General features: G+C 38.5%; 17 protein-coding genes. 15 read left to right on the plus strand and 2 right to left on the minus strand.

Features of this window, described 5'->3' with window-relative positions:
* The first annotated feature begins 17 nt into the window (after positions 1 to 17).
* The 3 genes from PALPR_RS12600 to PALPR_RS12610 all read left to right on the plus strand — a co-directional run bounded on the left by PALPR_RS12600 (position 18) and on the right by PALPR_RS12610 (position 5,191).
* The gene (locus tag PALPR_RS12600; protein ID WP_013446023.1) at positions 18 to 1,151 is read left to right on the plus strand and encodes an alpha/beta hydrolase family protein; all 1,134 of its coding nucleotides are present in this window, start codon (positions 18 to 20) and stop codon (positions 1,149 to 1,151) included.
* Entirely contained in the window at positions 1,152 to 3,980 is a 2,829-nt protein-coding gene (locus PALPR_RS12605) for a M16 family metallopeptidase (RefSeq protein ID WP_013446024.1), read from the plus strand.
* Between the two features lie 80 nt (positions 3,981 to 4,060).
* Positions 4,061 to 5,191, plus strand: coding sequence for a TlpA disulfide reductase family protein (locus PALPR_RS12610; RefSeq protein WP_013446025.1), 1,131 nt, complete (start codon positions 4,061 to 4,063; stop codon positions 5,189 to 5,191).
* A gap of 293 nt (positions 5,192 to 5,484) precedes the next feature.
* On the opposite strand, the gene PALPR_RS12615 is transcribed toward PALPR_RS12610, so the two are convergent.
* The gene (locus PALPR_RS12615; protein ID WP_013446026.1) at positions 5,485 to 6,198 is read right to left on the minus strand and encodes a hypothetical protein; all 714 of its coding nucleotides are present in this window, start codon (positions 6,196 to 6,198) and stop codon (positions 5,485 to 5,487) included.
* 229 nt (positions 6,199 to 6,427) lie between these two features.
* Here PALPR_RS12615 and PALPR_RS12620 point away from each other — a divergent pair, with 229 nt between their 5' ends.
* From PALPR_RS12620 to PALPR_RS12670, 11 genes are all read left to right on the plus strand, one after another.
* Entirely contained in the window at positions 6,428 to 6,988 is a 561-nt protein-coding gene (locus PALPR_RS12620) for a peroxiredoxin family protein (protein ID WP_013446027.1), read from the plus strand.
* A gap of 309 nt (positions 6,989 to 7,297) precedes the next feature.
* Entirely contained in the window at positions 7,298 to 7,906 is a 609-nt protein-coding gene (locus tag PALPR_RS12625) for an RNA polymerase sigma factor (RefSeq protein ID WP_013446028.1), read from the plus strand.
* A 124-nt stretch (positions 7,907 to 8,030) separates the two neighbouring features.
* Entirely contained in the window at positions 8,031 to 9,056 is a 1,026-nt protein-coding gene (locus PALPR_RS12630; protein WP_013446029.1) for a FecR family protein, read from the plus strand.
* Positions 9,057 to 9,187: 131 nt separating this feature from the next.
* Positions 9,188 to 12,799: a SusC/RagA family TonB-linked outer membrane protein gene (locus PALPR_RS12635; protein ID WP_013446030.1), complete on the plus strand. Its 3,612-nt coding sequence runs from the start codon at positions 9,188 to 9,190 to the stop codon at positions 12,797 to 12,799.
* A 19-nt stretch (positions 12,800 to 12,818) separates the two neighbouring features.
* The gene (locus PALPR_RS12640; protein WP_013446031.1) at positions 12,819 to 14,231 is read left to right on the plus strand and encodes a RagB/SusD family nutrient uptake outer membrane protein; all 1,413 of its coding nucleotides are present in this window, start codon (positions 12,819 to 12,821) and stop codon (positions 14,229 to 14,231) included.
* A 70-nt stretch (positions 14,232 to 14,301) separates the two neighbouring features.
* Positions 14,302 to 15,459 carry a TlpA disulfide reductase family protein gene (locus tag PALPR_RS15535; RefSeq protein ID WP_013446032.1) on the plus strand — a complete coding sequence of 386 codons (1,158 nt, stop codon included), beginning with the start codon at positions 14,302 to 14,304 and terminating at the stop codon, positions 15,457 to 15,459.
* Positions 15,460 to 15,711: 252 nt separating this feature from the next.
* A complete protein-coding gene (locus PALPR_RS12650) occupies positions 15,712 to 17,004 on the plus strand; it encodes an L-cysteine desulfidase family protein (protein ID WP_013446033.1) in 1,293 nt (430 codons plus the stop codon).
* 26 nt (positions 17,005 to 17,030) lie between these two features.
* On the plus strand, positions 17,031 to 19,070 hold the full coding sequence (locus tag PALPR_RS12655) for a protein-disulfide reductase DsbD family protein (protein WP_013446034.1): 2,040 nt from the start codon (positions 17,031 to 17,033) through the stop codon (positions 19,068 to 19,070).
* A gap of 539 nt (positions 19,071 to 19,609) precedes the next feature.
* Positions 19,610 to 20,353 (plus strand): DUF6261 family protein, encoded by a 744-nt coding sequence (locus PALPR_RS12660; RefSeq protein ID WP_013446035.1) that lies wholly within the window; start codon positions 19,610 to 19,612, stop codon positions 20,351 to 20,353.
* 62 nt (positions 20,354 to 20,415) lie between these two features.
* Positions 20,416 to 21,354 carry a DUF4062 domain-containing protein gene (locus tag PALPR_RS15540; RefSeq protein ID WP_013446036.1) on the plus strand — a complete coding sequence of 313 codons (939 nt, stop codon included), beginning with the start codon at positions 20,416 to 20,418 and terminating at the stop codon, positions 21,352 to 21,354.
* Positions 21,355 to 21,629: 275 nt separating this feature from the next.
* Positions 21,630 to 22,595, plus strand: coding sequence for a hypothetical protein (locus tag PALPR_RS12670; protein WP_148226482.1), 966 nt, complete (start codon positions 21,630 to 21,632; stop codon positions 22,593 to 22,595).
* A gap of 118 nt (positions 22,596 to 22,713) precedes the next feature.
* On the opposite strand, the gene PALPR_RS12675 is transcribed toward PALPR_RS12670, so the two are convergent.
* Entirely contained in the window at positions 22,714 to 23,142 is a 429-nt protein-coding gene (locus PALPR_RS12675) for a transposase (RefSeq protein ID WP_013446039.1), read from the minus strand.
* A 154-nt stretch (positions 23,143 to 23,296) separates the two neighbouring features.
* Here PALPR_RS12675 and PALPR_RS12680 point away from each other — a divergent pair, with 154 nt between their 5' ends.
* Positions 23,297 to 24,958 carry an FAD-dependent oxidoreductase gene (locus PALPR_RS12680; protein ID WP_013446040.1) on the plus strand — a complete coding sequence of 554 codons (1,662 nt, stop codon included), beginning with the start codon at positions 23,297 to 23,299 and terminating at the stop codon, positions 24,956 to 24,958.
* Positions 24,959 to 25,221 lie beyond the last annotated feature (263 nt).

Here is a 25,221-nt window from a genome sequence, read left to right on the forward strand (position 1 = left end):
CCGATTAATAATAAAAGATGAAAATTATATTATCAACAAGAATCCTTGTTGTAGTTTGCTTTGCTTTAGCCTTCAATGCAATCAATCAGGTAAAGGCTCAGAATGCTTCTGGCGAAAAGGCAACATCTCTGCCTTATATATCAAAAGATATACAATTTAGCAATGAAGATAACTCCATTAAGTTTGGAGCTACTCTTACTATACCGGATACGTTGAATAATCATCAGGCGGTTATTCTCGTTTCAGGAACCGGAGAGCAGGATCGGGATGGTACTATGGCGGGACATAAGATGTTTGCAGCCATTGCAGATAACCTGACTCGTAGAGGCATTGCCGTTCTTCGTGTTGACGATAGAGGAGTGGGGCAGACTACCGGTGTGTATGAGACTTCAACAACCGGTGATTTTGCAAAGGATGTGATGGCTTTTATTCGCTTTTTGAAATCTCAGAAAGGAATTGACCCCAAAGATATCGGATTGATTGGGCATAGCGAAGGAGGTGCAGTGATTTCTATTGTAACAGCACAATCCAACGATGTTGCTTTTATGATTAGTATTGCAGGTTTGGCTACAGATGGGTTGACAGCGCTAAAAAAACAGAACAGAGATATTGTTGATGCTTCTTCATTGCCTAGCTACGATAAGGGTCGTTCGAACGACATCAATGAGTTGATGTTTAATACAGCCTACGCGTATGCAAATTCAGATAGTATGGAAGCCAAACTGAACGAAACTTATAATAAGTGGAAAATAAAAGATGATGCTTATTTTAAAACGCTAAATGTCAAGTTTGATCATTTCCGTTTCCCTATATATAGTTACGTTAAATTTGCTTCAGGGCCTTGGTATCGTTATTTTATTCAATATGATCCGGCCAAATACCTGACAAAAGTAAAAGTTCCGGTTTTGGCAATTAATGGAGATAGAGACTTGATGGTGGCTTGTAATGAAAATCTGGAGAACTTCAGAAAATACCTGACAGAGGCAGGAAATCAAGATTTCAAAATAGTTAGTGTACCCGGTTTAAATCATCTGTTCCAACATTGTAAACTATGCACGCGTGAGGAATATGAAAGTCTTAATGAGACCTTTGCTCCCGAAGTACTTGATTTAATGGGAAACTGGATTCTTAGCCACAAAAGAAACAAATAAATGAAATATACAAAAGTAGTATGGGTGGCTGTGGCCATTCTTTTGCTTTCTATCGGAGAGGTATCTGCCTATCCATCTGGAGGGAAGAAACAAGCAAAAAAGCAAGTTACTCTTCCGTTGGATCCGTCGGTAAAGGTCGGCAAATTGCCGAATGGGTTTACGTATTACATCCGTCGGAATACAGAGCCTAAAAACAGGGTAACACTTTATTTAGCCAATAAGGTCGGTTCGATTCTCGAAAATGATAATCAACAGGGATTGGCTCACTTTATTGAACATATGAGTTTTAACGGGACTAAGCATTTTCCCAAAAACGAGTTGGTAAGTTACCTTCAGAAGGCAGGTGTCCGCTTTGGAGGCGATCTGAATGCTTATACCAGTTTTGACGAAACCGTTTATCAGTTGCCATTACCCACCGATAATCCGGAGCTATTGAAAAATGGATTTCAAATTATGAGGGATTGGGCGCAAGACGATTTGCTTGACTCAGTGGAAATAAATAAAGAACGGGGAGTGATTCTTGAAGAAAAACGTTTGGGGAAAAATGCCTCACAGCGGTTACAATATAAATATCTTCCGGTTATTTTAAATAAATCGCGCTACAGTAATCGTCTTCCTATAGGTACTGAAGAGATACTAAATAACTTCAGACCTCAGACTCTTACTGATTTTTATAAAACGTGGTATCGTCCGGATCTTCAGGCTTTGATAGTGGTGGGTGATGTTGATGTAGCTGCAACGGAAAAAACAATAATAGCTTTGTTTTCAGACTTAAAATTACCCAAAGCTCCTAAGCCAAGGATTAAATATACAGTACCGTTGTTGCAAAAAAATCAATTTCTTATTGCTACAGATAATGAATATCCGACAACGGCTATTCAGGTATTCGTAAAACATCAAGCTACTGCATTAAAAACGGTTGAGGACTATCATCAAAGTATTCTTCGATCTATTTTTAATTTCATTGTTAGCGAACGTTTTGATGAATTAAGTAAGCAGGCTAGTCCTCCCTTTATTGAGGGCGGAGGTTCTATTGGAAGTTTTCTTGCCAACATAGATGTACTTTCAGCATCTGTAGTGGCAAAACCGGGAGAGCTTGAGAGAGGCTTTAAGGCAGTGTGGACTGAAATGGAACGATTGAAAAAATTTGGGTTTACTCAATCGGAGTTAAACAGGGCTAAAGAAGCTTTGATGCAATCGATGGAGTCTGTTTATAAAGAAAAAGATAAAACCCAATCGGAAAGTTACACGAATGAATATCTAAACCTCTTTTTGAAGGGCGATGCAGCTCCGGGTATTGAATACGAGTATAAGTTATACCAAAATAGTTTTCCCAAAATAACTCTTGCTGAGCTGAATGGGTTAATAAAAAAATATCTGGTGGATATAAACCGGGATATCGTTGTTCTGGGTTCTACCAAAGATTCAACTACATTACCTACAGAGAAGGTTGTTAATCAATGGATGCTGGATGTTCAAAAAAGTACGATAAACTCATATATTGATAAGTCAGTTGATAAACCTTTAATGACTCAGCAACCGGTTGCCGGAAAAATTGTTTCTGAGAAAAAGCAGGATGCGCTGGGTTTGATTGAGTATACACTCAGCAACGGAGTGAAAGTAAATCTGAAGCCGACTAATTTCAAAAACGACGAAATAAGTTTTCATGCCTTTAGTTCGGGCGGAACTTCTCTTTATAGCGACGCCGATTATGAGTCGGCAATTCGTGCCTCGTCGTTAGTTGGTTATAGTGGACTTGCCGATTTCAATCTGGTTCAACTTGGAAAATATCTTACGGGTAAACAAGTTCGTGTTTCGCCCTATATTGGTGAGCGCACCGAAGGACTGACGGGATATAGTACTCCTAAAGATTTTGAAACTGCCTTGCAACTGGTTTATCTTTATTTTACACAGCCTCGTAAAGATGTTGAAGTATACAAAGGAGTACTTTCTCAGGAAAGAGCTACTCTTTCTACTCGTGGTAATGATCCGGCAGCTGTCTTTGCGGATACAGTGAATACTGTTTTGGGTAATTATAGTTTACGTAGGTCTGCTCCAAGCATAGCCAGACTTGATAAAATAGATCTCGATCGGGCATTTGATATATACAAAGACCGTTTTGCCGATGCCAGCGACTTTACATTCACTTTTGTAGGTAATCTGGATTTGGAAAAAGTAAAACCTTTGTTGGAAAAATACCTGGGATCTTTACCTGCAATACATCGCACCGAAAGTGCACGTGATTTGGGAATTCATATTCCTGCGGGTAAAATAAACAAGGTGGTTTACAAAGGACAGGATCCGAAATCGACAGTGCGTTTGGTATTTAGCGGTGAGTACAACTACAGCAATGATGAGAATAATCTTTTGGATGCGCTTGCTGAGGTGTTGACTATTAAACTTACGGAGCGTCTTCGCGAAGACGAAAGTGGAGTTTACGGAGTAGAAGCAAGAGCTTCTTATGCTAAGTATCCGCATAATCGTTTCTCTTTCTCGGTAATGTTTGGTTGCGGCCCTGAAAATACGGAAAAACTAATCAATTCGGCTCTGGATGAAATTAATAAACTTCGCCAAAACGGACCATCGTTGGTGGATGTCAATAAAGTGCTGGCCGAAGAGCGACGCTCTACCGAGGTACAATTGAAAGAAAATAACTTTTGGTTGAATTATTTGACGAATCAATTTCAGAATAATGAGAATCTGGAACAAATTCTTTCGTATCAGGATGATTTGAATAAAATTACTCCTGAATCAATAAAGATTTGTGCTAATAAATATCTCGATGGAACTAATTTTGCCCGTTTAATTTTATATCCTGATAAAAAATAAAATTAAAAGAGAGAGACGAAGCGAAACAAATTGAAAAGTTTTCTTTAATTTCAGTCCCTAATTTAAAAAATATAAAGTTTATGAAAGTATTTCGTTTATTAGCTTTGACTCTGTTACCAACAGCTTTGCTGGCTCAGTCGGGTCCGTATACCATTAATGGGAAAGTCGGCAATTTTAATGCTCCTGTAAAGGTTTATCTTCTTACCAAAAGAGACAACGTAACAAAAATTGATTCTGCAATTCTAAAAAATGGAATGTTTGAATTTAAAGGACAGATTGCCGATCCAGCCAAAGCACGTCTGGTGGTAGATCATGCCGGAACTGGTTTGAAGAAAATTGAAAAACCTGATTTGCTTGAAATTTATCTTGAAAAGGGTAAAATTAAAGTTCTTAGTACCGATTCGGTTTCCAAATCGGAGATTACAGGTTCGCCTATCAATGTTGAGAATAAAAAGTACAATGCCTTGCTGGCTCCGACTGTGGCTAAACAAAATGCAATTTTAGCTGAATATTACGGAGCTTCCGATGAAAAGAAAAAGTCGGCTGAATTTCAGAAAGACATCGATACACGTTATGATGCTGTGGACAATGAGCTGAAGACTCTTATTAAGGGATATATTCAGGTTAATCCCGGTAGTTTTGTCTCTTTGGATGCTTTGAAATCATTGGGCAATCCGGTTTTTGAAGTTGAACTGGTAGAACCGTTGTTCAACGGGTTAACCGAGCAACTTCGTAATTCAGCTTCGGGTAAGGAATTGCTGGCAAAAATAGCAAAGCTCAAACTGGTAGCTGTTGGAGCTCAGGCGCCTGATTTTAAGCAACTCAGCCCCGATGGTAAAGAACTCAAACTTTCCGATTTCAAAGGAAAATATGTGCTGATCGATTTCTGGGCATCGTGGTGCGGACCGTGTCGTGCCGAAAATCCAAACGTTGTAATTGCTTATAATCAATACAAAGACCGGAATTTTACGATACTTGGAGTCTCGCTTGACAGCGAAAAAAGTAAAGCTGCGTGGTTAAAGGCTATTGAGAAAGATCAGCTGGTATGGAATCATGTTTCCGACCTGAAAGGCTGGAATAATGAGGCTGCCCAGTTATACTCTGTTCAGTCTATTCCTCAGAACTTTCTGATCAATCCGGACGGAAAAATCATTGCTAAAAACCTTCGTGGCGAAGATTTGCAGCTAAAATTGAAAGAGATTTTCAAATAATCATTCTTTCTCATAGTTTGATTATTTAATCTTCTTCTTTCATTATACTCCCTGCTGAGGCTCATAACTCGGTAGGGAGTTTTTTATTTAATGTCTTCATGTTGTGTAAAATGCTATTATCAGGGTATGTTTATACCCTAAAATAGGTATTTCACTATCTCGAAGAACTTCCTAAATTTGCAAATTGAAGTATGCATATTATTACCGTTTTTCAACAAAAAGGAAGTTTTTAATGAGGATACCTTTTAGAGATACCCTCATTTATTTGCAAATTTTATTGACCGTATATTAATCTATTTTGAATTTATTATTCTGGAATAAGTCATATTAGCAAAGAGAGTAAAGCTACTTAGATCAAAATGTCCAGCAAAATCATATTTATATTGTTTAGAATAATGATAAAAGGCTACGGTGTACTCTTCTGTATAGACACCCACACAATGTACCTCTCCGTAGTTATTAGACGTATAAACGACAACTTGCTTATATCCAGGGATGATGTTATATGTTCCTATGTTTGATCCAGCATATTGTAGATTAAATTGATCGACAGTGTAAACATTCGTGTAGCTGCGGGCTATGGCCAATGAAAAGAATCCAGGAAAGCCCTGGTCTTGTATATTTTGAAATATTCCAGTCCAATAATAATAGTCATTTTGTTCTGATGATTGAGTCTCTAAAGCATCATAAGCCTCATCAGCTGAGCCTACATTATATCTCAAATGTGTGGCAGTTTTAGAAATTTTCGGAACGGAAGATTTTATATTTATACTAATCGTGTCTTTAAGTCTGTGCTGGCTTAGATATGAATCGAGTTCTTCTAAAGAATTGAAGTCAGTCTTGCCTGATAATTCATTTGAAGCTCTTAATTTGACTGTCATTCCATATTTGGTCGCTAAAGCTTCAGCTTTATTTGTATCAATACTGAGATCTGAAATATTATCTTGCGTACAGCTAAATAATAATAGGAAGAATAACATCGTTGAAATTTTTAGTGTCTTGTACATAATTTTTTTTTTAATGGTTGATATTTTTAATTTGCGTCTATGATTTACGTGTTTTTATTATATGTTTATGCTATTTTTTCTTGCTTGTATAGATATTTATTTTGAGGATTTGTTGATATTGCAATATTACAACATTATTATTTTTTCGACTCTCATTTTTTTCTCATTTTTTTCTCATCAAAATCTCATTTCTTGTGTGTTTTAAATTAAAAATGTATAAAATTTACTGTTGCTAATCAATTCTACCCTTAAAGATGGTTTTGATGCCATTGGAACTGAGAAAATATACAATACACTTTCTTCCGATATAAAGAAAACTCCTTTAGCAGAATCGGTTATCAAGCGCATTTTAGAAGTAAAGAGGACTCAAGTGGGCATTGATGCTCCTGATTTTACGCAGAAAGATGCGAACGGAAAACCGGTAAAACTCTCCGATTTTAAAGGAAAATACGTGTTAGTCGATTTTTGGGCTTCGTGGTGTGCTCCTTGTCGACGTGAAAATCCTAATGTAAGAGTAGCTTATGACAAATACAAGAGTAAAGGCTTTGAAATTCTTGGAGTCTCTCTGGATAAAGAAGATGCCAGAGCTGCCTGGCTAAAAGCTATTGCCGATGACAAGTTGACGTGGACACAGGTTTCCGATCTCAAAGGTTGGAGCAATGAAGCAGCTGTGCTGTATTCGGTAAAAGCTATTCCTACCAATTTTCTTATCGATCCGCAAGGCAAAATAATTGCAAAGGATTTGAGAGGCGAAAATTTGCAACAAAAACTGAAAGAGATTTTTAAATAATCATTCTTTCTCATAGTTTGATTATTTAATCTTCTTCTTTCTTTATACTCCCTGCCTGAGGCTCATAACTCCGGTAGGGAGTTTTTTATTTGCTTTTATTCATTTTGCATAAAATACTACTATCAGGGTATGTTTATACCCTTAAAGAGGTATTTCAGGATATGAATATAGTCTCTAACTTTGCAATCAGATTTAATTGTTGGATTAGCGTTTTTAAAGTGAAATCATCTTTTAAGTTTACATTGTGCTCGAGAATCAAGATATAATTGTATTTTTGCAACGGAATGGTTTGTGTTGCTTTCATTATAAATGATAGAGAAGAAGTCTAAATATAGTAGAAGTGTTGATCAGTCTAGCTTACTGTTACGTCTTAGAGCAGGAGATGAAGATGCTTTTGCCGAATTATTTTATACTTTCTATGACAAACTATTTGGTTTTGTGTTTGGGTTAATTCATTCAAAAGCAAAGGCAGAGGATATTGTTCAGGAAGTTTTTCTGAAAATCTGGCAGAACAGAGCTGATATGGTTGATGTCGAAAATATCAATGCATTTCTTTTTCGAATAGCTCAAAATCAAGCTATTGATCATTTAAGAAAATTGGCTCGTGAAGTTTTAGCTACTTCTATTCACTTTGAATTAGACAGTCAAAATAATACGCCTGAACCATTAGAACTTTTAATTGATAACGAACTAAAAGAAAAACTTTCTGAAGCTGTTAAACAATTACCTCCTCAACAACAAAAAATATATACTTTGTACAAAGAACAAGGTATTAGACAAGATGAGATTGCTAAACAATTAAATCTTTCCCGCTCAACCATTCAAAGCCACATGAAGCTCGCAGTGGGAAATATTCACAAATACCTCTCTTTGTACTACTCCGAGCTATTAATTGTAGCCGTTTTAATGTCTATTTAAAAGAAAATTCATTTTTTTTTAATCTCCACTGGATATTATTTTTCTTCGTACGTCTTACCAATATCTTATGTGATGCGCAAAGGCATCTGTCCTGATATTGGAAATTAATCATTATTGATAAGAAATGAAAACCACCAGAATTCAAGAATTATTGGAAAAACACATTGCGTTTGATTGTAATCAATCTGAGCAAGAGGAATTAGCTCGACTTATTGAATCAATGAGCGATGATTTGCTAGAACCGGAGCTTTTGAAACTTTTAGATCAATATGAGCCTAAAACTCATATTTCAAAAACAGAAAAGGAACGGAAGTTAAATGAAATTTTGAATTCTGATAAACCGACAATAAAATTGCAAAGGAAGTCTGTAATCTTCAATCGAAGAGTAGTTGCTGTGGCAGCTTCTGTATTTATTTTATTTTCAGTAGGGTTGATATCTACTCTTTTATTGAATAATCGTAGTAGTGAACTGGCCATGGTGGTTGTTAAAGCCCCAACGGTTTCACCGGATCGAGCTACTTCGTATATCCGCCATCTTACGTTGCCCGATGGAACCAGTGTTATTTTGAAATCGGGAAGTACACTTCACTATCCGGAAGAATTTAGAGGCAGAACGCGTGAAGTGAGATTGAGTGGAGAAGCTTACTTTGATGTGAAGCACATGAATTCGAAACCATTCATTATCCACACCGGGAATGTAAAAACAACTGTACTTGGAACTGCTTTTGATATCAAGGCTTGGCCGGGACAAAAAAATGTAATTGTTTCCGTAACCCGTGGAAAGGTTCGGGTGGAGGATGATAAGAAAGTGTTGGCAGTATTGACGGTTAATCAATCGGTTAACTACGATCTTCGGAATACCGATGCTAAGCAACAAAAAGTAAATGCCGAGGAAGTTGTAAATAATTGGACAAAACAGGATCTGGTATTTAATAGAACATCTTTTGAAGACATTGCCAAGGTACTTAGTAAACGTTATGGAAAAAGTATATCAATAGCAAATATTAAATTGGCAAATGAGAAGATAACTTCATCATTTAGTGGTACAGAATCTTTGGTGAGTATACTCGATATTTTGTGTGCTGTTAATTTGAATACGCAGTTTGAAATTAAAGACGATATAGTAATAATTAAATATGTAAAAAATTAAAATTAAAAAATGATGAAAAACAATACTTCTTAGTTTGAAAGTGATAAAAAAAATCCCTCCGCCTGCAAGCTTTGAGGGATTTCAAATCATAACAATCAAATATCAATTATTATAAATTTAGTTGCAAAGATATGAAAAAAACAATTATAAATGCATTATCTCATTTATTGTATATTTTCCATTTCCATTTCTCTGGAAAGATGAGAGTCTATCTGATATTGAGTTTTATGTTAGCTGGTCAATTATTCTCTACTGTCTTATGCGCTCAGACTGCTGAAAGCAAGATAACTTTTGGGATGCAAAATAAGACCTTAGAATATGGACTGAATGAATTAGGAAAATTATCTGATTTCCGGATAACTTTTACATTGTCTCAAGTTTCTAAATATAACAATATAACTATTAATAAGGGAACCAGAACAATAAGAGAGACTCTAAGTTTGTTGTTGTCAAATACAGATTTGACATTTACGATAAAAAATGAAAATATTATAATCATCGAGCGGTCTGTTTCCAAACCAAAAACTGCAGAGAATGCCTCGCTAAGACAGATTTCAGGAATTGTAACCGATGTAGATAAGCAACCCTTGCCTGGGGTGAGCATTCGTGTGAAAGGAAATAATAGAGGAGTAATTACAGATGAAAACGGAAAATACTCTATTGAAGTTGAAAAAGGGGATGTGCTTGTGTTTTCTTATATAGGCTTTGATGCAAGAGAGGTAGAGGCCAAAAGTAGTTTAGTTAATGTGTCATTATCTCCAAATAGCGTAAATCTTTCCGAAGCCTTAGTGGTTTCTACAGGATATCAAACAGTAACGAAAGAAAGAGCGACCGGAGCATATGCGAAGGTAAATAAAAATCAGCTTGGTCAAAGACGTCTAAGTGATCTCAGTTCAATATTGGATGGGCAAATAGCAGGCTATAGTGATGGGCGCATCAGAGGAACAAGTTCGATGTTAGGTATGGCTAATCCACTATTTGTAATAGACGGGTTTCCGGTAGAAAACACCCGTTATGATGTTAATGGATCCATTATTGAAAATTTACCAGGATTAAACCTTGAGGATATTGAAAGTATAACAGTGCTTAAGGATGCTGCTGCAACTTCTATTTACGGAGCCAGAGCCTCAAACGGTGTGATTGTAGTAACAACAACAAAATCGAAGAAAGACAAAACAGAAGTCTCCTTCTCGGCCGACCTAACTACCTCCCCGAATTCATATTACATAAAAAATATGACTGATGCTAATGATATTGTTAACCTTGAAAAAGGTTGGGCGGCAGGAAATCCTAATTTACAAACAAATGCAGGTAGCTCGGGCTTTGTCACGGATCCTACTGTAAATTCTTATGCTTCCTCGTTGAGAAAGAATGCTGTATATACCAGTCAGGGTATGCAGTCGTTACTTGATTTTTATTCAGGTAAAATATCCCAAAGTGACTTAAATACGAAGCTCAGTTCGCTGGCAGGGAAGGGATATAACTATTATACAGATTACGAAAAGTATGCCAGACGAAGCCCGGTATATCAACAATATAATTTGAATATAGGGAAAGCAACCGGAAGAAATTCTTTCAATGCTTCGGTAACCTATAAAAATAACAAATTTGCGAACCTTTATTCAAAGGATGAATCCTATGGTGTTAATCTTCGTAATTCAACTGAGATTACAAATTGGCTAACACTTGATTTAGGTAGTTATACTTCTTATAAAAATTCAACGTCGCAAACTTATAGTGCTCTTGCCCCCGGTTACAGTTATCAGGCCTATGATGGGTTGGTTGATGGGTCGGGAAATGCACTCACATCTACTGCTGCTTCTCGATTAAGCTCTTATACATTGGATAATATCAATAAATATAGTTTATATAGTATGGATATTACCGCTTTGAATGAATTGGGAATGAATCTAAGAAAGAAAAATGAGTTCTCAAATCGCACCTATGCAAAACTTAATGTAAAGATTGCGGACTGGTTGAAATATAATACAATGTTTCAGTATGAATATGGAGTAGACCGAATTAATCAATTGAAAGACAAAAATTCGTATGCTGTGCGTAGTATGGTCAATGGAATGGCTACTGTTTCAGCATCGAATACTGCAGTTTATAACTTGCCTTATGGTAATATACAGTATGGTGAAACTCAAAAATCTACCGGGTATAATTTCCGTCAACAATTGGATTTAAATAAGACTTTTTCATATAAGCATGATGTTACTTTCTTGCTTGGATCTGAGATTCGTGAATCTAAACTGGAGTATGGTAATAATACCTACTATAATTATGATTCGGAAATGCTAAGCTATACTCCGGTAGATCAAAAAACATTGATGAATACGTATGGTACGATAATAGGAGGTACTTCCCTTTCCGCAGCCAGTTTTGCAGCTCAAAAGGAGCTGGTCAATCGTTTTGTTTCTGTATATTCTAATTTCGGATACTCGTACGATAACAAGTATTTGCTTACCGGAAGTTTGCGCTGGGATCGTTCGAACCTGTGGGGAACTGACTCAAAATACCAAAACAAACCTTCGTGGTCGATTGGTGGGGGCTGGAACATTCGCAAAGAGTCATTTTTTGATGTTGCATGGGTGGACTTGCTAAAACTACGAATGTCGTATGGAGTTGGTGGAAACATCGCGAAAAATTCGGCTCCGTACATGACTGCATATTATTCACAGAACAGCAATGTCGGTGGTGTGCAGGGTACTATTAATTCCAGACCAAATCCGGCTTTGTCCTGGGAAAAAACAACAACCACTAATATAGGAATCGACTTTTCAGTTCTAAATAGCAGGCTTACTGGTTATTTGGACGTATATAATAAGAAAGGAACTAACTTATTGTCAAACACCATGGGTGTTCCCACGGAAGGTTGGGGTTATTCTACCTATGCTATTAACAATGGAGAGATGACGAATAAAGGTATCGAAATTACTTTGAATGCCGTAGTTCTCAAAACGAAAAATTTTGAATGGAATGCATCATTTCTTTATGGGTACAATAAAAATGAGGTCACTTATGTAAACGTAAAGGCTCCTGTATATGTTCTCCAGCTTGATTATCCTTCAGCTTATCCGAGGATTGGGAATTCGTACAATACAATTTACGGTTACAAATGGGCAGGTTTAAGTAGTACTGGTTTGCCTCAGGTTTATGATAAAAATGGAAAAGCAGTTTCGTATAATCCAGCCGATGTTGATGCAATTGTTAGTTGTGGGTCCACAGTTCCTGCTCATACAGGTTCTTTTGGCACCTCATTCAATTATAAAAATGTTGTACTGTCATGTTTGTTTGTTTATCGACTTGGTTATAAGGTTAGAAATACAAATCTGGCCTATTTGCCTGTGGCTTATTCGTCGGCAACTTATAACTATATTCCCAATATTACTACTGTAAATAAACAAATAAACAATAGTTGGAAACAGCCGGGTGATGAAACAAAGACCAATATTCCTCGGATTATGTATGGTTCTGAATCGGATTTTACTTCTGATTTGTATGATATTTATAATTATGCCGACATTAACGTGGTTGATGCATCTAATATTAGGTTAAGTAATGTTTCGTTGTCGTATCAACTCCCAACATCCTTAGTAAGAAAGGTTTCATTGAATAGTGTCCGATTTAACTTTAATGTTGAGAATCTCTATACTTTTGCTGCGAACAGTGATGCAAAATTCATGTTGGGTGGTTATAACGCTCCCAATTTCGTTCTAGGCATGAACGTTAGTTTCTAATTTATAAATCCCGAACAAAATGAAAAATAAAATATTGACCATTAGCTACGTGCTGGTATTCTTTACTAGTATTATTTTTTCGTCCTGTAATGATTATCTTGGGGTACTGCCTAAAGGAGCAAAAATTCCGACCAAGTTGGCCGATTACGAAGCTTTTATACGCGATGAATATAGCAACCAGAGAGTTGATGTGACTCAGACAAGCATATTGCTAAATGATAGGAACCTGACCAGTTCCGACCTGTCATATTATCCTCTTTGGAAAGCAAATTACATGTGGGACGAATCCGCCAATCGGGTTACTTTGAATAACAGTGATGAAGGTTGCTATTATATTAGTTATGCTGCTATTTCTACCTGTAATCTTATTATTGAGAATGCTCCGACTGCTACCCAGTGCACCGAAACTGAGCGTAACACATTAATAGCTCAGGCTAAAGTTTTGCGTGCTATGAGTTATTTCAATCTGGTAAATTATTATGCAAATGTGTATGACGAATCATCAGCTTCGACAAAGCTTTCTGTTCCACTTATTTCGAGCGCTGTTATTAACGCACCCTATAAACAAGTTACTATACAGGAAATTTATGATGATATGCTGAAGAGTGTGGAAGATGCTTTGGTGAATTTACCCGATGTATCGGCCACAGTACTTCATCCGAATAAAGCAACTGCTTATGCTTTTCTGGCTCGTTGTTATTTGCAGATGGGGAAATATAGCAATGCTCTGGCAAATGCCGAACTGGCACTTCAAGTGAAATCAACACTTTTTGATTGGACTGCATATTATGCCAGCAACAAGGCGCAAATTGAAAATCCGAATTCGTATGTGAAAACAGTTTCTCCCATGGGATTTAATTCTGTAGAAAATTATAATTTCCGGCATGGGGAAAGAAGTTATGCTACCTCCGAAAGAAATATACCAGTTGCGCGAGCTGCTTCTTTTGAGCCCGGAGATGCCCGTTTTGCTTCCAGATGGAAGCTCAGAACTGTTGGCTCCGATACGTATTATACCAGCACGTTAACTGGGTTTTTTAATTACGGAGGATTAACAACCACCGAAGTCTACCTGATCAAGGCTGAATGTTTAGCCCGGACCGGGAAAGTTCAGGAAGCTATGGATGCGCTTAACGCTGTTCGGATAAAACGAATTCTGCCTGCTGTTTATCAACCATTGGTGACTACAGATGCCGTTACAGCTTTAAAATATATCATTAAAACTAAAGCAAACGAATTGATTATGACAGTTATGCCTTTTGCCGACACCCGAAGGTGGAACAAAGAAGCAAATCTGGCTAGAACTTTTACCAAAGTAGTGGGTGGAACGACCTACTCGCTGTCGCCAACTTCACATTTGTGGACAATGCCTTTCCCCAAAGGAGCAACTGATAATAATGGTAATGGTTCTATAACACAAAACGTAGACAAATAGACGGAAAAGATTGATAACATCATAATTAATCGATTAAAATAAACAAATAGTTGTAATACACTAATAGAAAATGAAAAAAATATATTTGGCTTTGGTATTGTGTGGCATGGTTTCAATAACGCTAAATGCCGTTAATAACCGAAAAAAGACAGTCTCGTCTAATCCGGTTCCGAATTTTCTGATTTCGGGTGAAGTAAAAGGAATTAATCAGGGAGTTGTTTATCTTGGATATCGTGAAAATGCAAAAGACAAAAAGGATTCGGCTATTATTGCAGGCGGTAAATTTAGTTTTAAAGGAAAGGTGATTGAACCTGTGTACGCGTTTTTATCAACAAAAGACAGGAAAGTTTTTGTTGGCTTCTTTCTTGAAAATAATAAAGTAACCATATCTGTTGACTCTTTAGGAAAGTCGACCGTAAAAGGATCTCCTATCTCCGATATATATATCGGGTGGGCTAAAATGTGGAGTGTAGTGACACAAAAAGCAGGGGATATTTATAAACGAATGAATGAGGAATATAAGAAAGAAGGACTAGACCCGAATAGCCGTACTGCAAAACTAAGTGACTCTGCACGCAAAGCTTTTGATGATGAGTTTAAGGTTTTGAATGTAGAAACGGATAGTACCGTTTTTCCAGTAGTTAGGAAATATCCGAACTCTGTTGCTTCTGCTTTTATTATTGTTGATAGATATGTATCCTGGCATGATGTTTCTAATGCTCAGAAAATGTTTAATTATCTTACTCCCGAGGCTAGAAAGTCCGTTTATGGTATTCAGATAAAAGAGTTTTTGGATACTGAAGCTAAAGTTTCAATAGGAAAAGTTGCTCCCAATTTTACTATGAATGATACTACAGGTCACCCCGTTAAACTGTCTGATTTTAAAGGCAAATATGTATTGCTCGATTTTTGGGCTTCTTGGTGCGGACCTTGCCGGAAAGAAAATCCGAATGTGGTGAATGCTTATAAAAAGTTTCATGATAAGGGTTTTGAAATAGTTCAGGTGTCGTTGGATACAAAGAAGCCTGCATGGATAGCAGCAATACAAAAAGATGGTTTAAACTGGAATCATCTTTCGGACTTGAAGGGCTGGCAAAATGAAGCCGTACTTATGTATGGTGTAAAAGCGGTTCCAACCAATTTTTTGATTGATAAAGATGGAAAAATAATAGCTCGTGATTTGAGAGAAGAAAAACTTCAGGAAACCCTTAGTGAAATATTTAAATAGTTCTTTAATCTTCCTTGTACTCAAAGCTCCCCGCTTGAGATTCATAACTCAGCGGGGAGTTTTTCTTTTTCGTGTTTTAAATTCTTTGTTTTTCGATAAAAAAGGTTCCTCTTTCTTGTTCTTTCAGCTTATATACTTCCAAATTTATAGATCAACAAAAAGCTGATATCTTTAATGATTTATTATATATCTAAAATGCAAAGCACCTTTGAATTATGTAGTATCTTTGCATAAAGATTCAAAAACTAAAAAATGCTCACAATAGAAGAACGCTCGGACATAATAGCCCTGATAAAACAGGAGGTTATTCCGGCCATAGGCTGCACCGAACCGGTAGCAGTTGCTCTGGCAGTAGCCAAAGCCAAAGAAGTATTGGGTGCAATTCCCGATAAAATTGAAGTTTTGCTTAGTTCCAATATGCTCAAAAACGCCATGGGTGTTGGTATTCCCGGCACCGGTATGGTAGGGTTGCCTATCGCCATTGCGTTGGGTGCGCTTATCGGGAAGTCCGAATACGGTCTCGAAGTGCTCAAAGACCTGACGCCCGAAGCTTTGGAACAGGGTAAAAAAATGATTGACGATAAGGTGATGACTGTTTATTTAAAACAGGGAATTGCCGAAAAACTGTATATCGAAGTACAGGTCAAAAGCGGAAACGATCAGGTGCAGGTAATCATTAGCCATGATCACACGCGCTTTTCCCACATCGAGAAAAACGGAGAAATACTCCTGCATTTGGATGATGAAACTGACGGAAGCACATTACGCGAAAAAAGTGTAAATTTGTCGTTTAATAAAGTGTGCGATTTTGCTATCGAGAGTCCGGTGGAGGAACTGCGGTTTATACTAAAGTCATCCGTGATGAACAAAGCGGCCTCTAAAGAATCGATGAAAGGTCAGTATGGGCACAGTGTAGCGCAGACCGTGCGTAATGGCAGTCAGCAAAACGTGATGGGAAATACCATTTTCACCCGTATGTTGTCGGTTACGGCTGCGGCTTGCGATGCTCGTATGGCCGGAGCCATGTTTCCGGTGATGAGTAATTCCGGTAGTGGAAATCAGGGAATAGCTGCCACTTTGCCGGTGTCTGTGTTTGCCGAGGAAACGGGTAAATCGGAGGAAGAATTGATTCACGCCCTGGCGCTAAGTCATTTGATGACTATTTATATCAAGCAAAGTCTGGGGCGGTTGTCCGGTTTGTGTGGTGCCATTGTTGCGGCTACCGGATCGGCTTGCGGCATCACTTACCTGATGGGAGGTACCCGTGAGCAAATTGCCTATTCGATTAAGAACATGATTGGTAACATTACCGGAATGATTTGCGACGGAGCAAAACCCAGTTGTGCACTCAAAGTGTCCAACGGTGTTTCCACAGCTACATTGTCGGCATTGATGGCGATGGATAACAAAGTAGTAACTTCTATCGAAGGCATCACAGACGAAGATGTGGATAAAACCATTCTTAATCTTACTAAAATAGGGTCGGAGGGGATGAACGAAACCGACCGTATGGTGTTAGAGATCATGACCACTAAAGGAGAATAAAAAAACAAAAATATCAGATATTCATTATGACAAAGAAAGTAGTTCTATCTTTTCTGCTCTTATGTTGCGTACTCGGCATGTCGGCCGAGATTCAGAAACCCGTTACATGGAGCTATTCAAGCAAGCAGGTTTCAGACACGGAGTTTAACCTGGTTCTGTCTGCTAGTGTTGATAATAACTGGCACTTATATTCGCAGTTCATTGGCGAAGGAGGTCCGGTTCCGACGTCGTTTAAGTTTAAACCATCGCCCGATTATGTGTTGGTGGGTAAGGCGAGTGAATCGCCAAAACCGCATAAAATTTTTGAAAAAGTATTCGGAATGGATGTGGCTTTTTTCGAGAAGAAAGTTACTTTTACGCAGAAGGTAAAACTGAAAGTGCCTGCTACCAAAATTACCGGTACGCTAACCTTTATGGTGTGCGACGACAGTCAGTGTTTGCCTCCCGAAGACATCGACTTTTCTTTTGATCTGAAAGGTGCAAAAGTAGAGGTTGCCGCTGCTCCGGCTGCTCCCACTGCTGCCGATACAGCTAAAACAGCCGTCGCTCCTGCGGCAACTGTAGCAAAAGATTCATCTGCAGCTGTGGTTAAAACAGAACCTCTTGCATCTGCTTCAAACCCTTCCGGTCAACAATCCTTGTGGACAATTTTTATACTAGGTGTGCTAGGTGGTTTTGCTGCATTTCTAATGCCTTGTATATTCCCAATGGTACCTATGACGGTTAGTTATTTTACCAAGAAAGAAGTGACCAAACGTAAGGGAGTAATCAATGCGCTGATTTACGGTTTGTCCATTGTGGTAATCTATGTGGTGCTGGGGCTACTCATTACCGTTATTTTTGGTGCCGATGCCTTGAATGTCCTTTCAACCAACGGTATTTTTAATTTCTTCTTCTTCCTTTTGCTGGTTGCTTTTGCCCTATCATTTCTGGGTGCTTTCGAACTGGTATTGCCTTCGTCGTGGGTCAATAAGATGGATAGCAAGTCTGATAAAAATGGCTTGGGAGGATTGTTTTTCATGGCCGGAACGCTGGCTCTGGTTTCGTTCTCGTGCACCGGCCCTATTGTAGGAACTCTGTTAGTACAGGCAGCTACGAGTGGTCAACTACTCGGACCGGCTATCGGTATGTTGGGCTTTGCCATTGCGTTGGCTATTCCGTTTGTACTGTTTGCCATGTTCCCGGCTTGGATGAAGGCTATGCCAAAATCCGGTGGATGGTTGAATAGTGTGAAGGTAGTATTAGGATTTTTGGAACTGGCTTTCGCCTTCAAATTCCTGTCGAATGTAGATCTGGCTTATCACTGGAACTGGTTCGATCGCGAGATATTCTTGTCGTTGTGGATTGTAATTTCGGCTCTTATGGGATTCTATTTGTTGGGAAAACTCAAATTGCCGAACGACAGTGATGTAAAACATGTGTCTACACCCCGATTGGTACTGGCCATTATTACGTTGTCGTTTACCATGTATATGATTCCCGGACTGTGGGGTGCACCGCTTAAATCCATTTCGGCATTCTTGCCTCCTATGAGCACTCAGGACTTTGTTATGTCGGCTGGTAGTGCTCCGGCAGCTGCTCACAATTCAGGCAATCATAAATACTCCGAAATTTTCCACGCTCCGCTTGGACTGGATGTTTTCTTCGATTACGATGAAGGATTGGCTTATGCCAAAAAGGTAAATAAGCCGATGTTTATCGACTTTACAGGGCATGCCTGTGTAAACTGTCGCAAGATGGAAGCTTCTGTTTGGCCGGATAAAGAAGTGCTTTCGCGCTTGACCAACGACTATGTGGTGATTCAGCTTTATGTGGATGATAAAACCGATTTGGCTGCGGCCGAACAAACCGTATCGAAGTACAGCGGTAAAAAAATCAATACCATTGGTAATAAATGGAGCGACTTGCAGGCTTCGCGCTTTAATGCCAATTCGCAACCGTTTTACGTTTTGCTTGATAACAAAGGAAACCTGTTGGTTCAACCTCAGGGTGCCGATTATGATCCGGTATCGTTCACCAAATACCTGGACAGCGGACTGGCAGCCTTCAAAAAAGGCGTGCAGTAAGTTTTCCGGTTCTTTACTCTTATAGACTTTCCCTGTTGAAATGTAGATTTCAGCAGGGGATTTTTTTTGTCTGCTTAACCGAAAGGTAACTTTAACCCTGTTGAAAACTTTTATTAATTTTTTTAATCTAAGGCTTTTACTTTAAATCAAAAAGTTTTATCTTTGACGCGTTAATTTTAAGTATGAAAAAGCTGATATGCACTGACACTTTGATTGATACGGCCACGAAAAGCGTTCGCGGTCTTGATAAATAGGCTTGCAGCAATGTAGCATCCTTGCTCAACGTGAGCAACTACCTCGGGAGTTCATAAGCGCCTTGCTCAATATGAGCAGACGGTTCGGCCGGTCTTGAAGCCTTTTGCTCAGGCTGAGCAAACAGTTCCGCAAGTCTTGAGCCTCTTGCTCAATGCGAGCAAACGCTTCGGGGACTCATGAGCTTCTTGCTCAGGGTTGAGAAAGCATTTTAAATCGACTCTTATCGTTTTATCGCTATAAGATATTTTTTAAACCATATTATTAACTTCAAATTTATTACTTCAATGTTTATCAAAAAAATTCATTACGTAGAGCTTCAAAATGAAGAACACGCAGGTTTTCTAACCTATGTAGACGATTACATTAGCGAGGCAGGAGCCGCAACGTTGCATGTGGAAACGCAATCGGCCGATTTTAAATTGAAACTGGCTGTGGAAAAATCAGTACTCGATTTGGTTCTGAAAAACACTTTCACTGTCCGTGTTAATGCTGCCGATGAGGCTCGCGATGTACCTGTTCGGGGATTTTTCAGAGTAGTAAAAGGTATGTTGAACCATTTCAACCCTGTAATGGCGCAAGCAGCCTACAACATCAGCATTATCAACGAAAGATTTAAAAACCTGCCGGATCTGTCGAAAGAGAAACAAACTACTGCAGAAGAAAGCTATCTCAACGCCCTAAAAGCGAACATGGCAGACATCAACACACTCGGTCTGACCGACTGGGTGATGGAGATTGAAGCAAAAGAGAACGCCTACCTGGAAATGGTAAAAAATCGTAACAACGAAGACGACTTGAAACCTGCCCTGAAAATGAGAGCTGCACGCTTGGAAACCGATGATGCCTGCAAAGCCATTTTCGACCGTATCAATGCTTTTATCACCATCGAAGGAGATGCTAACTACATCGGTTTTGTAACCAAAATCAACAACCGCATCGACCAATACAACGCTACTATTGCGCAACGCAAGGGTATTATTGCTGCTCAGAAGAAGAAAGACGACATCACTGCTTCGGAAACTAAATAAACTCTATTACCCCATCCCGCTGGCTGGTAGAGAGGCGGGATGGGGTTTAAAAATAAGAAAACATGAAAGACAAGAAATTTCAAATCTTTGTATCGTCAACTTACACCGATTTAAAAGAGGAAAGGCAAGCAGCTGTAGAGGCTATTTTATCGGCCGGACATATACCGGCAGGTATGGAGCTATTCTCAGCCGGAGACGAATCGCAAATGACGGTAATCAAAAGATGGATTGATGAATCGGATATTTATCTATTGATCTTGGGCGGAAGATATGGAAGTATTGAACCTAAGTCCGGTAAAAGTTATACACATTTAGAATTTGAATATGCACTTGAACAAAAGAAGCCGCTATTCTCTATTGTGATTACCCCAGAAGCTCTTCAAAGTAAAGTGAAGATTATGGGTGTCGAAGCAATTGAACAACAAAATCAAAAAGAGCTTGATAAATTCAAAGCAATTGTGACATCCAATATGGTCGAATTTTGGAATGATAAAAAAGATATTCAATTGGCAATTTTCAAGACATTATCGGATTTTATTTATCGCAAAGAACTTATTGGCTGGATTCGTGGAGATAATAATATAAATACAGCTTTATTAGCTGAAGAAATTGCAAAGCTTACGAATGAAAATTCTGAATTGAGAGAGAAATTGCAATCATTACCTTCGCAAAACAAGGCTTTATATTTTGGACTAGAATATGAACAGTTGGCAGAAATGCTAAAAAATGAAAAAGTAGTTTATAACGATTCAGATACAAATCTTTTAGATTTTCTTTCAAACAATGGGTCAATTTTCTTCAAAGGTTTTGATTCCGGCAGTGAAGAATTATTGAACATAACAAGGCTACTGTTTGATTTTAAAATAATATATGACAATCAAAAAAATGTAAAAATGCTAGGTCAAGATTTCATTGTCCATAATTATTTATTTACAGAAGAAGGGCATAATTTTTATTTAAAAGTTTTATATCTTACAAAGACAACAAATATTTATGATTAGATAAATGCATAGTTATGCCATTTAATCTCAACCGCCGTTCCAACCGCCTGAAGGGCTATGATTATGCACAAGAGGAGTTGTATTTTATGCTACCCCTTCGGAGCGCAAAATTTGTATTTGATAAATTATACCAAGGCGTCGCCACGTTGTGGCTTTACCATTGGGCTAGGATATAAAAGGCTTTGGCTACGCCGATTTTCAATTCAGACCAAAAATAACAAACATATTAATAAAAAATTATGCACTTAAAGAAATTGTATTTAATCTGTGTCGGTATGATAAGTTTAGCAGGGATGAATGCTCAAACTAAATACGCAAAAATAGTAGTTTATCGAAATGAAGATGTTACCACCAAAGCAGTGGAAGAATATAAAATTTATGTAGATGACAACCTGACAACGAGTTTAAAGAATTATTCTACTGACGAGTTTTATATGCCCGAAGGTAGTTTCAGGCTTAGGGTGAATGATGAAAGTCCCGCTACACTGACTGTAAAATGCGCGAAAGGTAACAACTACTACTTTAAAGTTTACAGGAACCTGAGCTTACCTAACAAGCCATTAGCCATAGCAGCAGTGGACAGTGTCACAGCTGTAAAGGAAATGAGATATGTCAAGAAATTCGTGACCCGAAAAACTGAAGCATCTAACATGGGTTATCAAAATGCTATAGGGATTGTTCTCGAACCTGTTTGGGGTTTCAACAACGTGGGTATGCTAAGTACAACTACAGGTACTGAAGCAAAGCTTAATTTTGGTGGTAATGGCATTATCGGCATCGGTTACAGCCACGAGTTTAGCGATAACTTCGGTTGGTCAGTTGAGTTACAAGATCTATTCAGTTCATTAACCCCGCAAATAACAAATGGTTCGGTTGACTTTAATACCGGAATCATATCTACAACTCCATATCTGAGAATACCGATTTTTAAACACAAACAAAATATTAAGATTGGAGCTGGCTTGGACTATCACTTCAACCCTGTACTTAGTTCTGATACGGAGAAACTGCTGAATGGTATCAAGGATGAATGGACCTACAACGATGCGCTTGGATATCATATTATTCTTTTCTTCGAAACTATGGTTGGAAAACGACTGAAAATTCATACCGGATTAAAATACAGTGACGTACAATACACATTCGCTTCGGGAAAAAAATATCATCCGACAAGCGACGAACTTACAACAATTCGAGGAAACTCAATGGCTGTTTCACTTGGGCTTGAATACTGCTTTTAATATGAAGGTTTTTAGGACTATCAGTTCTAATTAAACAACCCCGGCCGAATCTCTCAGAAATTCAGCCGGGGTTCTATTTTTCAAAGGAAATCAATGGTACGAAGAACGAAATCCTATATCAATATTCCGACAATAAAATAGTCTTGATGGCAACTTTTTTCTTATCTGCACCATGTTTTACGATACAGTCGGTAATGCGCTTGCGGAATTTCCAACAGGTCATTTGGTTTAGCCCCAGTTGGTCGGAATAATTGTACGACGAAAAATCGTTTCCGAGTACACACACGTTGTAGGCAATGTAGAATGCCTTGTTGATGGGAAATTTTATGTTATGAAACAAGGTGTTAGCCGTTGCCGATTCCTCTTTTTTGCATCGGGTACAGCGACGAGACGAAGGTGTTTTCCCTTCGCAGTAGTTGGTATGACCGCACTTGCGGCACACAAATCCTTCCTTCCATTTTACATCGGCAATGAATTTCAGCGTTTTTTCGCTATCTTCAAAAAATTCTTTCGCCAATTCCAGCGGTATGTCTTCTTTAAATATCATGTTGTCAGACTATTTCTATTGTTGAGTGAGAAATATGATGCAAAGATAATAAAATATTTTAGTGATAACAAAATAATTTATTAGTGATACTATTGTAATTTAAAATACATTGTTTATCTTTGCAGCGTGAAACAACATAAAAACAAATAAAGACATGAAATATGTAATTATTGGTGCAGTGGCCGGCGGAGCAAGTGCAGCTGCAAGACTTAGACGAAACGACGAACTGGCTGAGATAGTAATCTTTGAAAAAGGAGAATATATTTCGTATGCCAACTGTGGATTGCCCTATTATATCGGAAACGTTATTACCAACAGGAATGCATTGTTTGTTCAAACCGCAGCTTCGTTCAATAAGCGATTCAATATAGATGTTCGAACACAAACGGAAGTAATTTCCATAAACAGAACTGCGAAAACTATCTCGGCACGTAACCAGACTACCGGCGAAGTGTACGAAGAAACTTACGATAAATTGGTATTGTCTCCGGGTGCCGAGCCCATTCGTCCGCCACTTCCGGGCATTGGTGGCAAAGGCATTTTCACCCTGAGAAATGTAGCCGATACGGATTATATAAAAGCATACGTGCAACAAGAGCAGGTCAAAAAAGCCGTTGTGATTGGTGCCGGATTCATTGGACTGGAAATGGCGGAGAATCTACACTCGCTAGGCATGGATGTTACTATCGTTGAAATGGCAGGTCAGGTGCTTACACCGGTTGATTTCCCGATTGCTGCCATTCTGCAACAGCATATTCGTTCCAAAGGAGTGAAACTTCAGTTGAATACGGCCGTAAGCGGATTCGAACAAACCGAAAATGGGCAAAAAGTGATGTTGAACAATGGTCAGGAACTGGATGCCGATGTGGTAATTCTGTCCATAGGCGTAAAACCTGACACTAAACTGGCTGCTGAAGCGGGTCTGAAAATTGGTGAAGCAAGAGGAATCTACGTGAATGAATATATGCAAACTTCCGATCCGGACATTTATGCCGTAGGCGATGCCATAGAGTTTACGAATCCGATTACGAATAAATCGATGGTGACTTACCTTGCGGGACCTGCCAACAAACAAGGACGGATTTGTGCCGACAACCTGGTTTTCGGACATCACAAAAAATATAACGGTTCCATTAATACAGCCATTGTCAAGGTTTTTGATATGACGGTAGCAACTGCCGGAACGGCTTCCAAGCACTTGCAGCTTTCCGGTATTAAGCATCAGGTTTCGACCATAACCAGTGGTTCGCATGCAGGATATTATCCCGGAGCTAAACAAATGACCATTCAAATCGCTTTTACTCCCGGGGATGGCAGATTGCTGAGCGCACAGATTGTGGGTTACGATGGTGTGGATAAGCGGTTGGATATTTTGTCGTCGGTCATAAAACGCAATGGAACCATTGACGAACTTACTGAATTTGAACATGCGTATGCCCCTCCATTCTCTTCGGCAAAGGATCCGGTAAATATGGCGGCATTTGCGGCTGAAAATATTTTGCTGAAAAGATCTGTGGTTTTCTATTGGAACAAGTTCGATAAAATTACGCCGGATGATGTGCTGATTGATGTAAGAACCAAGAACGAATACAATGCGGGAAAGATACTGGACGCTATCAATATTCCGGTGGACGAACTGAGAAGCAGACTGGACGAAATCCCTAAAGATAAAAAGATTTACATCTATTGCTTGGGAGGTTTGCGGGGCTATCTGGCTCAACGCATCCTGATGCAGAACGGATACGCGGATACTATCAATCTTTCGGGTGGTTACCAACTGTGGAACACCTGTAATACAGAGATGAATCTTATTTAAAAATAGATAAATAGCCGTTTTGTACCTACTTATAATTTAAAATAAAATATATGTCGGTGCTCTGCACCTCTTTTATTTATTTCGATTATTCTCTACAAAGATTTTGGTGCTCTGCACCTGATTTGATCACACTCAAAGGGACAGCGTCCCGAGATATTTGTAGAAACACAATAGTCATTGAGGTGTGAGGTGCAGAGCACCGATATATTTTTTGTTATAAGAGAATAGATTCGTTACAGGTAGGAAAACGGATAATCATTAAA

It is taken from the genome of Paludibacter propionicigenes WB4, assembly GCF_000183135.1.
Taxonomy (GTDB): Bacteria; Bacteroidota; Bacteroidia; order Bacteroidales; family Paludibacteraceae; genus Paludibacter; species Paludibacter propionicigenes.

Coding starts and splice junctions, on each gene's coding strand:
- PALPR_RS12655 (WP_013446034.1), top strand. CDS start 17,031: ATGACAAAGAAAGTAGTTCTATCTTTTCTGCTCTTATGTTGCGTACTC.
- PALPR_RS12625 (WP_013446028.1), top strand. CDS start 7,298: ATGATAGAGAAGAAGTCTAAATATAGTAGAAGTGTTGATCAGTCTAGC.
- PALPR_RS12630 (WP_013446029.1), top strand. CDS start 8,031: ATGAAAACCACCAGAATTCAAGAATTATTGGAAAAACACATTGCGTTT.
- PALPR_RS12635 (WP_013446030.1), top strand. CDS start 9,188: ATGAAAAAAACAATTATAAATGCATTATCTCATTTATTGTATATTTTC.
- PALPR_RS12610 (WP_013446025.1), top strand. CDS start 4,061: ATGAAAGTATTTCGTTTATTAGCTTTGACTCTGTTACCAACAGCTTTG.
- PALPR_RS15535 (WP_013446032.1), top strand. CDS start 14,302: ATGAAAAAAATATATTTGGCTTTGGTATTGTGTGGCATGGTTTCAATA.
- PALPR_RS12660 (WP_013446035.1), top strand. CDS start 19,610: ATGTTTATCAAAAAAATTCATTACGTAGAGCTTCAAAATGAAGAACAC.
- PALPR_RS12675 (WP_013446039.1), bottom strand. CDS start 23,142: ATGATATTTAAAGAAGACATACCGCTGGAATTGGCGAAAGAATTTTTT.
- PALPR_RS12640 (WP_013446031.1), top strand. CDS start 12,819: ATGAAAAATAAAATATTGACCATTAGCTACGTGCTGGTATTCTTTACT.
- PALPR_RS15540 (WP_013446036.1), top strand. CDS start 20,416: ATGAAAGACAAGAAATTTCAAATCTTTGTATCGTCAACTTACACCGAT.
- PALPR_RS12605 (WP_013446024.1), top strand. CDS start 1,152: ATGAAATATACAAAAGTAGTATGGGTGGCTGTGGCCATTCTTTTGCTT.
- PALPR_RS12670 (WP_148226482.1), top strand. CDS start 21,630: ATGATAAGTTTAGCAGGGATGAATGCTCAAACTAAATACGCAAAAATA.
- PALPR_RS12600 (WP_013446023.1), top strand. CDS start 18: ATGAAAATTATATTATCAACAAGAATCCTTGTTGTAGTTTGCTTTGCT.
- PALPR_RS12680 (WP_013446040.1), top strand. CDS start 23,297: ATGAAATATGTAATTATTGGTGCAGTGGCCGGCGGAGCAAGTGCAGCT.
- PALPR_RS12650 (WP_013446033.1), top strand. CDS start 15,712: ATGCTCACAATAGAAGAACGCTCGGACATAATAGCCCTGATAAAACAG.
- PALPR_RS12615 (WP_013446026.1), bottom strand. CDS start 6,198: ATGTACAAGACACTAAAAATTTCAACGATGTTATTCTTCCTATTATTA.